The sequence below is a fragment of the Candidatus Villigracilis vicinus genome, assembly GCF_016702885.1.
In the GTDB taxonomy this organism is placed as follows: Bacteria; Chloroflexota; Anaerolineae; order Anaerolineales; family Villigracilaceae; genus Villigracilis; species Villigracilis vicinus.
This window is the reverse complement of record NZ_JADJDD010000006.1, coordinates 184,468-197,335: the sequence shown is the minus strand read 5'-3', so window position 1 is coordinate 197,335 and position 12,868 is coordinate 184,468. Positions and strand designations below refer to the sequence as shown.

Sequence of the window (12,868 nt, the reverse complement as noted above, 5' to 3'; positions counted from 1 at the left end):
GCCTAAAAGGCTTTCATGTGCTGAGCAGGGGATTTATCCCCGCAAGTTCAAGATACCTGAGCAGTTATATTTTATTGATAGCTTTAGTATCGCAAAAAAATCTCAAGGAAATCTCAAGAAGACCTGTTTGTATTCTTGAGATTTCCTTGAGAATGACATGGTACGATGTGAAGAATGAAATCTTGTAGAGGTTTATATGGCGCAACGTATTTTGGTCGTAGATGATGACCGGTCGATCGTAAAAGTGTTGACTTCGTATCTTGAGAAATCTGGTTATCAGGCGTTATCTGCGTATGACGGTGAAATGGCACTTCATCAATTAAGACGCGAACGACCTGACTTGGTCATTTTAGATCTTATGATGCCCAACCGTGATGGCTGGGAGGTGACGAAGATCGTCCGTGCAGATCACTCACTAGCCGCTACTCCCATCATCATGCTCACGGCGCGTGTGGAAGATACAGACAAGATCGTAGGGCTGGAACTCGGTGCAGATGATTACATCACTAAACCATTCAACGCGCAGGAAGTCGTGGCGCGGGTCAAGTCGCTGTTACGCCGCGTTAAGTTGGACCAATCACCGCAAGCCTTGCCGCGCATCCTCGTGCACGGCTCATTGAAACTAGACATTGACCAGCGCATCCTATTTATTGATTCGCAGGCTATCGACCTGACTCGCACCGAGTTCAGCCTGTTAGAGACGTTCATGTCCAACCCTGGTTACACCCTGACTCGTGATGAACTTTTGGAGAAGGCGTTGGGCTATGCCTATGAAGGCATGGGGCGCGCCCTTGATACCCACATCCGCAACTTAAGGCGCAAGATCGAACCCGACCCTGATCACCCAATTTATATTCAAACCATGTACGGCGTTGGCTACAAGCTGACAGGAGAAATTTCATGAACAGACTCTGGGTACGCCTCAGCCTGATGATCAGCGGAGTGTTGTTCTTTATGTTCTTCCTCCAATTCCTGTCGATTTCATTGGACGGCAACAGAATAGACGATGACCATTCATCTCCAACAAATGCTCCTCCCAAGGAAATTCAAGGACGTCTTATTGAATTTATGCTGCTCTCATTAGCCGTCGGCACAACAGGCGGGGTCGTGATCGCGCGGATTGTCAGTAACCCGATCAGCAACTTGTCCCAAGCGGCACAGCATATTGGCAAAGGCGAGCTGGATATTCGTGTACCTGAAAAAGGGAGTCAAGAGATCGTAGAACTGGCTCAGGCATTCAATAAAATGGCAGAAGACCTGCAACGCTCACAAACCGCACGCCGCAACCTGGTTGCGGATGTTTCGCATGAACTTCGTACACCGCTCACTGTATTGGAAGGCAACTTACGTGCCGTGCTCGACCACGTCTACACGCTCGATGAAACTGAGGTGGCAAATCTTTACGAACAGACCCGGCACTTAATCCGCCTGGTGAATGACCTGCGTGAAATCTCATTGGCTGAATCCGGGCAGATGATATTGGAAAAAACTTTCACTGATTTCAATTTGCTTATTAACGAAACCGTGCAGGCTCTCGAACCGCTCTCCGCTGAAAAGCAAATTCAAATGGTCTATGAATCAACTCACCCGTTGGAAGGAACCGCGGACTCGATCCGCATTCGGCAGGTGTTGTTCAATCTCATCGGGAATGCCATCCGTTATACGCCGTCAAACGGGAGAATCGTTGTTCAAGCAAAACAAGATGCAGCGGGGATACATATTCGTGTTCAGGATTCGGGTAACGGTCTGACTCAGGAAGAACTTTTTTCGGTCTTCGACAGGTTTTACCGAGCCGACCGGTCTCGCTCACGCGAAACCGGAGGCACTGGGCTGGGACTCTCCATCGTAAAAGCGATCGTGGAGGCACATGGCGGTAGCGTACATGCTGAAAGCAAAGGAAAGGGATTTGGCAGCACATTTTCCTTCTTAATTCCTTGTTGATTTTTCCATTGACCGACAGCCTATCATCCCGTAAAATCCCTCTCATAAATTATATATAATTTAACGAGGTTACACGCAATGGCAAAATATCGAGTGATGTATTGGAAAGAAATTCCGCAATCCTTCACGGTTGAAGGAGACGGACGAACAATAAAGAAGGAACTTTCGCAAAAGATCCAGAACAAGATCGACGCATATGCGATGGCAATTGGAGCAACATCTACAACGGATTACGCAAAACAATACAAACGCGGGCAGTGGATCGAGCGCGAAGGCACACCGGAAGAGATCGCTGAGGCGTTAATCGCCGAGTTGGAAACAGAAGGCGCACGAGTCGAAATTCCAAGACGGGAACAAGTTTAGAGATTTCACCGCCGAGGACACGGAGCTTTTTTTATTCTTCTCCGTGTCCTCGGTGTTCTCTGTGGTAAATAATATGACAAAAAAACATAACATCATCCTGCAACCTTCCGGTCGGCGCGGACAGGCAGACGAAGGCATGTCCATTCGTTCTGCGGCGCGTGAATTGGGTGTGGAGATCGAGTCCATTTGCGCCGAGAATGCCACCTGCGGCAAGTGCATGGTCTTGGTGGAGGCGGGTCGCTTCGAGAAGTACAACATCGAGTCGAGCCGCGAAAATCTCTCCCCTGTTGGCAACGAAGAACGCGCCTACCTCGAACGCAGACCCAAGTTATTAAAAGATAAAGGCTGGGAGATCGGGCAAGTGCGCCTCTCGTGCCAGGCAAAAATTTGCGGTGACGTACTCATCAATGTGCCCGAAGAAAGCCGCGGCAATAAGCAGATCGTCCGCAAGAGTGCGCGTGACCGGGCGATTGAAGTTAAGCCTGCGATCCGCAAATATCTGGTGACGATGAGTCCGCCCACGCTGGAACGTCCCATAGCAGATTGGGAGCGTCTTGCAAAAGGACTGGAAACCTCCATGGGACTGGTACGCAATGGTGAAGAGAACCTTCCGCGCTGGTATGATCTCCAGATCGATTATCAATGCATGCGAACGTTATCGAAGACCCTCCGCGATGCCAAATGGAGCGTAACTGTTTCGGTTTGGAACGACAAGGAGATCATCTCCGTCCAGCCGGGTTATCACGAAGATAGCTACGGCGCGGCAGTGGATATCGGCTCGACAACGGTCGCTTTGTATTTGTGCAATCTGCGTACAGGCGAAATGCTCGCTGCCGAGTCAGAAATGAATCCGCAGATCGTGTATGGCGAAGATGTCATGTCGCGCATTCAGTACGCGATCGACCAGCCCGACGGTTTGGAAAAATTACACAAAGCAATCATAAGCACATTGAACAAACTGCTGAAACAAGCGGCAAAGACAGCTCATATTAAGATGGACGAGATCCTTGAGATGGTTCTGGTGGGTAACTCCACCATGCACCATGTGCTCTTGAATTTACACCCCAAAGACCTGGGGCTGGCTCCTTTCGTACCAACCATTCACAAATCGGTGGATATAAAGGCGAGAGAGTTGGGCTTGCACATCAACGCCTCGGGCAACATCCATGTACTCCCCACCATCGCTTCATTCGTAGGCGCGGATACAAGTGCAGTCATCCTTGCAGAAGAGCCGCACAAGCAGGATGAGAACTGGCTGCTGATCGATGTCGGCACCAACGCGGAGTTGGTCTTGGGCAATCGTAAACGGCTGGTGTGTACATCCACACCGACGGGACCTGCCCTCGAAGGTGCGCATGTGGAATATGGCATGCGGGCTGCACCGGGCGCAATGGAACGGGTTCATATAGATGAGACAACCCTCGAACCGAAGTATAAGGTCATCGGCGTGGAAGGTTGGAACACCGACCATGCGGAGTTTACCGGTCAGGTCAAAGGCATCTGCGGCTCGGCGATCATCGACTCGGTGGCAGAATTGTTCCGGGCGGGCATCGTAGATTCCCGAGGCAAGTTCAAGAAAGACCTGGACTCGAAGCGCGTTCGTCAGGGAGAATCTGGCTGGGAATATGTAATCGCCTGGAAAGAAGAGACATCCATCGGGCGCGACATTCCGATCACCCAGCAGGATGTACGCCAAATTCAATTGGCGAAGGCGGCACTCTTCACCGCCGCACGTACATTATTAAAGCGCATGGATTTGCAAAGCCCTGATAAAATCATCCTTGCTGGCGGCTTTGGAAGTTATATTGATAAAGAAAAAGCCATGTTGATCGGGCTAATCCCTGATTGCGAGTTGGATAATGTGTATGCGGTTGGAAATGCCGCGGGCGATGGCGCGAGAATTGCGTTATTGAATATCGAAAAGCGCAATGAGATCGATGCAGTCACTCGCAAAGTGGAGCGCTTTGAATTACCTACCGACCCGGAATTCCAAAACCAGTTCATGCTGGCGACAAGTTTCCCCCATATGAGCGAACCGTTCGAACATATCGCGCACTTGATCCCAAATCGAAAAACGGATCCATTGGCGAAAAATTTCATGAAATAATTTTTACGACGACAGACCATAGACCGCAGACCATGGTCTGTCGTCAATCGTCTATCGTCAAAGAATTGGAGAGCAGGTATGAATAAGTTTTTGGAACGATTAAACAGTGGGGAAATTCTGGTTGCGGATGGAGCAACGGGATCAAATCTACAGAAGATGGGACTCAAACCCGGCAAGCCGCCGGAAGATCTCATCATTGATGACCCGGATACGCTGTTGAAGCTCGCTTCTTCCTTCGCTCAGGCTGGGTCAGACATCATCCTGACCTGCACTTTCGGCGGGACTCGCATGCGCATGAAAGACTCGAAGTATCAGGATCGTACTCCTGAAGTGAACATGCGCGCAGTGGAAATCGCCCGTAAAGCCGCTTCATTGAACAATGGACTGGTTGCCGGTTCCATGGGACCGGTGGGCGGTATCATCAAACCGTATGGTCCACTTGAAGTAGATGATGTCCGTGCGACGTTTGCAGAACAGGCAAAAGCGCTTGCCGAAGGCGGTGTGGATTTGCTGTTGATCGAAACGATGTTCGCGTTCGAAGAAACGACAGCTGCCTTTGAAGGCGCACGCTCGGTGACCGACCTGCCCATCGTGGTATCGTTCAGCTATGACCGCGGCACACGCACCATGATGGGCGTCAAGCCCAAGGACGTGATGAAGCGCTACTCCGAGATGGGCGCGGTGCTTGTCGGTGCAAACTGCGGCACAACTCTCGATAATATGGAAGCCGTTATTAAAGAATATCAAACCACCAAACCGGATTTCCCATTATGGGTCAAACCGAATGCGGGCGTCCCACATATGGACCTGGAGACCGAACAAGGCGTGTACGATATGACCCCTGAAGACATGGGCAATTACGCCAAAAAGTATGTCGCCATGGGCGCGAAAGTGGTCGGTGGGTGCTGCGGCAACACACCGGAGCATATTGCCGCGATCGCAAAAGCAGTGAAGAACTAGTTGCCAGTAAAAATACTCTGTGGATAACAGTCAGTTACGGATTACGAATTGCGTTTTGCGCGGTTCGTAATCCGTAATTCGTAAGTGGAGGTTGTGATGCGTGCTGAGATTTTGAAATTATTGAACGGCGAGAAGAGTAGTTCAACACCTGCATTTAGCGGGTTGATCCATGTTACAGCAGAGGGGTTGAAAAGCGAGGGACTATCTCTTAAAGAAGTTCATCATGATGCACATAAGATGGCAAAGGCAGCCGCAAGTACTTTCAAGTTGACGGGTATGCCCTCTGCGGCACTGCCGCTGGATCTGTGCTCTCCAGCTGAAGCCTTAGGCGCAGACTTGATCTTTTACGATGACGAAGAGATGCAATTTCCACAGGTCAAAAAACTACTGTTCCAGAGCACAAAAGAGATCAGAGCATTAGAGAGTAGCGATTGGAAAAAGGGAAGGATCGAGTTAATTTGCGATGCGATCAGGCTGGTGAAAAAAGATATTGGAGATCGCACCGTTATTTCTGGCATCATCCCCGGACCCTACACGCTCATGATCTATATCTGCAAGGTGCAAAACTTATTTGGTGAAATGAAAAAAGAGCCGCAATTGGTTTTGGATGCACTCTCTCAACTTTCATCTTTTCTGGCAGAGATCGGCAATGCATACCTGCAAGCCGGTGCAGATTTTATTACCATTCACGAAATGGGCGGCTCACCCGGGTTCATCGGACCGGCAAAGTTCGAGCAGTTCGTATTACCACCTTTACAGACGTTGCACAAAAAATTGAACGGGGTACGCGTACTTTCGGTATGTGGAAAAACAGACCCAGCCATGCATCTGTTGGCACAAGCAGGAGCCAATGCCATCTCAGTAGATCAACTAACCGATTTAAACACTGCACGAGCAGCATTAAAAGACATGCTACTCTTCGGTAATTTGGATCCGGTTAGTGTGTTGTGGCAGGGTGATGAAAGCATGGTTGTAGAGACAGTTCAAAGGTCAAAAGAGGCGGGCGTGGATGCGGTCTGGCCCGGCTGTGACATGGTCATCCAAACGCCAGTCCAGAATATCAAAAAAATTCTCCCCTAATTCAACCTCTTTCAGGGAATTGCGTTGACTAAAGATATATAAAAATGTAAACTTGCAGGCATATTCGAGCGAGGAGCAACGGAATGGCAGGAAAGTCATCGTCCGTACGGAAAGCTGTTAAAAAAGACCGCCAAGTGTCCGCTGATAAAAAGCGGACTGCCGTTGGCGGTTCTTCACAAAAAGCGAAATCTCCCCGTTCAACATCAAGACCAATATCTGAAGATCTTGCACTCGAAAACGCGCGGCTTTTGGAGGAAAATGCTCGGCTCTTCAAAGCCGAGCAGGAACGCGTTGCCGAGTTGCAGATCATCAACTCCATCCAGCAGGGACTCGCCGCCGAATTGGATTTCCAGTCCATCGTGAACCTGGTCGGCGACAAATTAAGCGAAGTGCTCAGCACAGACAATCTTGGGATCTCGTTGGTATGACGAGAAAACCAACCTCATTCACTACCTTTATGAATATGAACATGGGGAACGACTTGAAATAGCATCCACTCCACCTCTAAAAGGCGGGATGTTTGAAAAAATAGTTAAGACACGCCAGCCTATTATTTGGAACACAAGTATAGAAGGTAGTGCCATTTCACCTATCCTGCCCGGAACAGACGAAAGCAAATCAGGCATTACCGTGCCAATCATTAGCAATGACCGCGTTCTTGGTTTGATCACAATCGAAAACTATGAGCACGAGAATGCGTACGGCGAATCTGAACTGCGCCTGCTGTCTACCATTGCCGCCTCGTTGGGAACCGCGCTCGAGAACGCGCGTCTCTTCGACGAGACCCAGCGCCTGCTCAAGATCACCGAAGAGCGTAACGCGGAACTTGCCATCATCAACAGCGTGCAAGCCGCCCTCGCCGCCGAACTCAACATTCAGGGCATCTATGATGCGGTCGGCGACAAGATCCGCGAGATTTTCCACAACACGGATATGAACATCCGCATTCAAGACCCGCAAACAAACATGACCCATTATCCATACATGTATGAGAATGGGGAACGTCTCTTCCTTGAGCCACAACCCTACAGAGTGCAAGGCTTTACCCATTATGTTCTAAGCACCCGCGAAACGGTGGTCATCAATGAAAACTTGTTGGAAGAAGAAAAAAAATACGGTAGCTTCACTATCCCTGGCACTGAATCGGAAAAATCTGTTGTCTTTGTTCCTTTAGTGACGGGTGAACAAGCACGTGGGCTGATCAACCTTGCCAGCTTCGAAGAACACGCCTTCAGCGAAAGCGACGTGCGCCTGCTGCAAACTCTCGCCAACAGCATGAGTGTGGCGCTCGAGAACGCGCGTCTCTTCGACGAAACCCAGCGCCTGCTCAAGATCACCGAAGACCGCGCTGCCGAGCTTGCCATTATCAACAGTGTCAGCGAAGGCTTGGTACGCGAACTGGACTTCCAAGCCATCATCGAGCTGGTCGGCGAAAAGATACGCCAGGACTTCAAGGTCAATGACATGTATATCGCCATGCATGATGAGGCGAGCAATATCATGTCCACTCCCTATTACATCGAACATGGTGACCGTTTCCCGATCGAACCGATGACACTTAGACCTGGGTATGCAGGTTGGACAATTACAAACCGCACCACACTGGTCATCAATGAAAATATTGTCCAGCGAAAAGCCGAAATGGGGATGGACACGGCAATTTTGATCGGCGATGACGATGAAGAAGATCTCACCCAAAGCGTCGTCAGTGCGCCGATTTGGTCAACAGGCAAGGTCATCGGCGTCATCACGCTTTACTCGAATGAGCCAAATGCCTTCCCAGAGTCTAGTGTCAGCCTGCTCACAACCTTATCCGCCAACTTGGGCGTGGCATTGCAAAACGCCCGTCTCTTTGATGAAACCCAGCGCCTCTTAAAGATCACCGAAGACCGCGCCGCCGAGCTTGCCATCATCAACTCGGTGCAGGAAGGTCTGGCATCCAAACTGGACATGCAGTCCATTTACGACCTGGTCGGCGATAAATTAGCCGAGGTGATGAACACCCTCGATATCGACATCCGCATCTTTTCGCCGGAGACCAACCAAGTCTTCTTCCCCTACCTGCGTGAACACGGCAAACGGTTGGAAATATCCCCCATTCCCATGCGCGGGTTTGCGAGGAAAATTTACGAAACCCGTCAGACCCTTGTAATTAACGAAAACCTTCCAGAGCGTATGACAGAGTTTGGCTCGGTGCTGGTGCCCGGCACACAAATGGAAAAGTCTTTCATGGCAGTGCCTATTCTAGTGGACGGCGCTGCCTTGGGAATGGTCAGCGTCAGTAATTACGAAAAAGAAAACGCATTTGATGACTCAGATGTGCGCCTGCTGCAAACCGTGGTCAACGCCATGAGCGTGGCGCTCGAAAACGCCCGTCTCTTTGATGAAACCCAGCGCCTCTTAAAGATCACCGAAGACCGCGCCACAGAACTATCCGTGATCAACAGCATTCAACAAGGCTTGGCAGCCGAATTAGACCCGCAAGCCATTATCGAGTTGACCGGAGACAAACTGCGCGAAGTGCTCCGCACCGAAAACCTGGGCATTCGCTTGTACGACGCCCAAAACAACCTCATGCATTACGTGTATGAATACATCCAGGGTGAACGCCGAGAGTACCCCTCCAAACCGCCCCTGCAAGGCGGCACCTTCGAGAAGATATCAAAGACCCGCCAGCCTTTTGTGCGCAACACCCTTGCCGAACGCGAAACGCTGGTATTGAGTCTGTTGCCGAACACCGAAGCCGCCAAATCGAGCGTCAACGTGCCCATCATCGGCAGTGACCGCGTGATCGGTCTCATTATTGTGCAAGAACATGAAAGAGAATATGCCTTCAGCGACGCGCAGGTGCGCTTGCTGCAGACTGTAGCAGCCAGCATGGGCGTGTCGCTCGAAAATGCACGCCTCTTCGATGAGACCCAGCGCCTGCTAAAAGAGACCGAGGAACGCGCCGCCGAACTCTCGGCGATCAGTACCGTCACTCAGGCATTGGTAGCAGAGTCAGATCTGGATAACATGATCCAGCTCATCGGGAGTCAGATACGCGAAACGTTCAATGCCGATATCGCCTATGTCGCTTTGCTCGATCCACAAAGCAATACGATCCAATTCCCGTATCAATACGGCGATATCATCGACCCCATCCCCTATGGCGATGGCATGACCAGCCGCATCATCCGTGATGGGCTGCCGCTGATCTTCAACCGCAATGTGGAAGAGCAAAGCAGCGCCCTTGGCATTCAAAGGCTTGGGCGTAAAGCACGTTCATATCTGGGCGTGCCTATCATAGCCGGGCGTGAGACCATCGGTGTTTTGAGCGTGCAAAGCACACAAAAAGAAGGTGTTTTCGATGAAGACGCCTTGCGGCTGCTTTCCACCGTCGCTGCGAACGCCGGGACGGCGATCAAAACCGCACGCCTGCATGTTGAAACCCAGCGCCGCGCACGAGAAATGTCGATCCTTACAGATGTAGGGCGCGACATCTCTGCCAGCCTCGATGCCGCCACTGTATTGGAAAGCATCGCCACTCATGCCAGGGAACTGCTCGATGGAGATCTGAGCGCGCTCTTCCTGCCCGAAGAAAACGGGCGCATCTTCCGTGCCATTGCAGCCGTGGGCGACGAAGCCGAAGAACTCAAGAACGATACGATCACCACCGGCGAAGGTCTGTTGGGCAATATCGCCCTGACGAAGAAAGCCGAGATCGTCAACGATACCAACAATGACCCACGCGCCCTAATCATCGCCGGAACCGATTCTTCACCAGATGAGCACATGCTTGCGATCCCTTTGCTTGCCAATGACGAACTCAAAGGTCTCATGGCGGTTTGGCGGCACGGCAAAGATAATGAATTCAGCGAAGCTGAAATGGAATTCATGAACAACCTTGCGCGGCAGGCAGTCATTGCCATTCAAAATACCCAGCTATTCGAAGAGTCGCAAAGCCTGCTCAAACAGACCGAACAGCGCGCCGCCGAGCTTGCCATTCTCAACAACGTCAGCGAATCGATGACCCGCACCCTCGATGTCCGCGCGGTCACCCGCAATGTAGGCAACAAAGTGCAGGAGATCTTCAACGCCGAGATCGTAGACATCCTGCTCTACAACCCCGCCACAAACATCGTTCAATTAACCTACAGTTACAGCGACAATGAGTATTACGAAGAGGAACCGCCGTGGGAGTTGGGCGAAGGGCTCACCTCGAAGATCATCATTACCAAACAGCCGCTCCTGTTGAACACCGCCGAAGAAATAAACGAAAACGGCGCGGCGGCATACATCACCGCCCCAGTGGACGAGGAAGAAATAAAATCCTACATGGGTGTGCCCATCATGGTCGGCGACCGGGTGTTGGGCGTGGTGGATGTTCAAAGCTATCAAGCCAGCGCCTTCAATGAAGGCAACCTGCGCCTCCTGCAAACCCTCTCGGCAAACATGGGTGTTGCCATCGAGAACGCGCGCCTCTTCAATGAAACCCAACGTCTCTTCGACGAAGCCCAGGAAGCCCGCAAAGCAGCAGAACATGCCAACCAGGCAAAGAGCGCCTTCCTTGCCAACATGAGCCATGAACTGCGCACGCCGCTCAACGCCATCATCGGTTTCACGCGCATCGTCCGCAGAAAAGGCGAAGAGGCACTACCAGAAAAACAACTGGAGAATCTCGATAAGGTTCTCAGTAGTTCAGAGCATTTACTCAACCTGATCAATACCGTACTCGATATTGCCAAGATCGAAGCCGGGCGCATGGATGTGCAAGCCGCCAACTTCAACATCAATTCGCTGATCGACGCCTGCACGGCCACCGCAACCCCGCTTCTCAAACCCACCGTGCGCCTCGTCAAACAAATGGAAGGCGAGCTGGGGATCATCCATTCCGACCAGGATAAGATCAAACAGATCGTCCTCAACCTGCTGAGCAACGCCGCAAAGTTCACCAGCGCTGGCAAGGTCACCCTGCAAGCCAGCCGTGAAAACGAGATGCTCACAGTCCACGTCAGCGATACAGGTATCGGCATCAGCGAAGAAGCTCTCGGGCGCATCTTCGAAGAATTCCAGCAAGCCGATACCAGCACCACGCGTCAATACGGCGGCACGGGATTGGGGCTCACCATCAGCCGCAACCTTGCCCGTCTGCTTGGCGGCGATCTGACGGCAGCCAGCCAGGCAGGCAAAGGCTCAACCTTCACCCTCAGCGTTCCAATTCAATATGGGACAAAACCCGCCTCATCCCTTAATCCCGAGACGGCTCTCCTCCAGCAACTTGGCACCACAACCAAAACAGATACTTCCAAAAAGCTTATCCTCGTGATTGATGATGACCCAGATGCCACCTATCTTTTGCGCGAAAATCTTGGACCGGAAGAATTTGAGATTGTTGGCGCACAAAATGGCATTACTGGGCAGGAAAAAGCCCGCGAGTTAAAACCCGATGCCATTCTGCTCGATATTCTCATGCCTGACAAAGACGGCTGGCAGGTGCTGCACGACCTAAAAAGCGACCCGGCAACGACTAATATTCCAATCATCCTGCTTACGATCGTGGATAAAAAGGCGCTGGGTATGCGCTTGGGTGCCGCCGCCTATTTGCTCAAACCACTCAACCCGGTAGAAGTATTATCCACACTGCGAAAAGTGATCAAGCCCAAAGAGAATGCTCGCATTCATGTTCTCACGGTGGATGACGACCCGCAGATTGTCGAGATGCTAAGTCAACTGCTGCTAGAATCAGAATTCAGGTTAGAGTCTGCTCTAGACGGTGAAGCCGGTCTGGCGGCAATTGAGGCGGAGCGTCCTGACGTTATATTGCTCGATATTATGATGCCCAAATTAGATGGCTTCAGCGTCATCGAACGTCTACGAGAAAAACCCGAGACACGCGAACTACCCATTATCGTCATCAGTGCCAAAGAGTTAAGCGATGATGAGATCACCCGGCTGCGCGAAAGTGTTGTCTTTATTATGCGCAAGCAAGGTTTTAATGGTGAGAAGCTGGCACAAGAAATCAAACATACTGTGCAGTACGGAAATTATTTGGAGAATGCATGAAAACTATTTTGATCGTAGAAGATACAGACCTGAACATTGATTTACTCACCCAATTGCTTGAGGATGATTACAAATTATTGATCGCCAAAGATGGCAGCCAGGGTGTGAACATGGCATTAAGCAAAAAGCCTGATTTAATCCTCATGGATGTTTCACTGCCGATTCTGGATGGGTATGAAGCCACACGTCAGATCCGAAAGTCGCTTCCACATACGCCGATCATTGGTCTTTCAGCACATGCTATGGATGGGCACAAGCAAAAAGCGCAGGACGCAGGTTGCGATGAATATCTGACCAAGCCGGTCAATGACGTGCTGCTGCTCGATATGCTCAAAAGATTTCTGGGATAATTGTATGAACACCCCCGCGTAT

9 protein-coding genes are annotated in these 12,868 nt (G+C 50.9%); all 9 read left to right on the top strand.

All coding sequences use genetic code 11. From position 1 onward, the window contains the following. Window positions 1–196: 196 nt before the first annotated feature. Window positions 197–904: a response regulator transcription factor gene (locus tag IPG80_RS06895; protein WP_345104317.1), complete on the top strand. Its 708-nt coding sequence runs from the start codon at window positions 197–199 to the stop codon at window positions 902–904. Next, a complete protein-coding gene (locus tag IPG80_RS06890) occupies window positions 901–1,941 on the top strand; it encodes an ATP-binding protein (protein WP_345104314.1) in 1,041 nt (346 codons plus the stop codon). Before IPG80_RS06895 ends, IPG80_RS06890 begins: the two co-directional genes overlap by 4 nt. Window positions 1,942–2,019: 78 nt before the next feature. Next, the gene (locus tag IPG80_RS06885; protein WP_345104311.1) at window positions 2,020–2,304 is read left to right on the top strand and encodes a virulence factor; all 285 of its coding nucleotides are present in this window, start codon (window positions 2,020–2,022) and stop codon (window positions 2,302–2,304) included. A 73-nt stretch (window positions 2,305–2,377) separates the two neighbouring features. Beyond that, complete coding sequence (locus IPG80_RS06880; protein ID WP_345104308.1) at window positions 2,378–4,411, top strand: ASKHA domain-containing protein; 2,034 nt, start codon at window positions 2,378–2,380, stop codon at window positions 4,409–4,411. Window positions 4,412–4,489: 78 nt separating this feature from the next. Further along, window positions 4,490–5,371: a homocysteine S-methyltransferase family protein gene (locus tag IPG80_RS06875; protein ID WP_345104305.1), complete on the top strand. Its 882-nt coding sequence runs from the start codon at window positions 4,490–4,492 to the stop codon at window positions 5,369–5,371. Between the two features lie 96 nt (window positions 5,372–5,467). Beyond that, window positions 5,468–6,451, top strand: a complete 984-nt coding sequence (locus IPG80_RS06870; RefSeq protein WP_345104302.1) for a uroporphyrinogen decarboxylase family protein — start codon at window positions 5,468–5,470, stop codon at window positions 6,449–6,451. Between the two features lie 83 nt (window positions 6,452–6,534). Continuing rightward, on the top strand, window positions 6,535–6,879 hold the full coding sequence (locus IPG80_RS06865) for a hypothetical protein (protein WP_345104299.1): 345 nt from the start codon (window positions 6,535–6,537) through the stop codon (window positions 6,877–6,879). Further along, complete coding sequence (locus tag IPG80_RS06860; protein WP_345104295.1) at window positions 6,860–12,496, top strand: GAF domain-containing protein; 5,637 nt, start codon at window positions 6,860–6,862, stop codon at window positions 12,494–12,496. The genes IPG80_RS06865 and IPG80_RS06860 overlap by 20 nt, the downstream gene beginning before the upstream one ends. Further along, window positions 12,493–12,846, top strand: a complete 354-nt coding sequence (locus IPG80_RS06855) for a response regulator (RefSeq protein WP_345104292.1) — start codon at window positions 12,493–12,495, stop codon at window positions 12,844–12,846. The genes IPG80_RS06860 and IPG80_RS06855 overlap by 4 nt, the downstream gene beginning before the upstream one ends. Window positions 12,847–12,868: the final 22 nt, after the last annotated feature.

What these genes read in the sequence shown, in the direction of transcription:
- IPG80_RS06895 (WP_345104317.1), top strand. Translation starts at nt 197, where the DNA reads ATGGCGCAACGTATTTTGGTCGTAGATGATGACCGGTCGATCGTAAAA.
- IPG80_RS06890 (WP_345104314.1), top strand. Translation starts at nt 901, where the DNA reads ATGAACAGACTCTGGGTACGCCTCAGCCTGATGATCAGCGGAGTGTTG.
- IPG80_RS06885 (WP_345104311.1), top strand. Translation starts at nt 2,020, where the DNA reads ATGGCAAAATATCGAGTGATGTATTGGAAAGAAATTCCGCAATCCTTC.
- IPG80_RS06880 (WP_345104308.1), top strand. Translation starts at nt 2,378, where the DNA reads ATGACAAAAAAACATAACATCATCCTGCAACCTTCCGGTCGGCGCGGA.
- IPG80_RS06875 (WP_345104305.1), top strand. Translation starts at nt 4,490, where the DNA reads ATGAATAAGTTTTTGGAACGATTAAACAGTGGGGAAATTCTGGTTGCG.
- IPG80_RS06870 (WP_345104302.1), top strand. Translation starts at nt 5,468, where the DNA reads ATGCGTGCTGAGATTTTGAAATTATTGAACGGCGAGAAGAGTAGTTCA.
- IPG80_RS06865 (WP_345104299.1), top strand. Translation starts at nt 6,535, where the DNA reads ATGGCAGGAAAGTCATCGTCCGTACGGAAAGCTGTTAAAAAAGACCGC.
- IPG80_RS06855 (WP_345104292.1), top strand. Translation starts at nt 12,493, where the DNA reads ATGAAAACTATTTTGATCGTAGAAGATACAGACCTGAACATTGATTTA.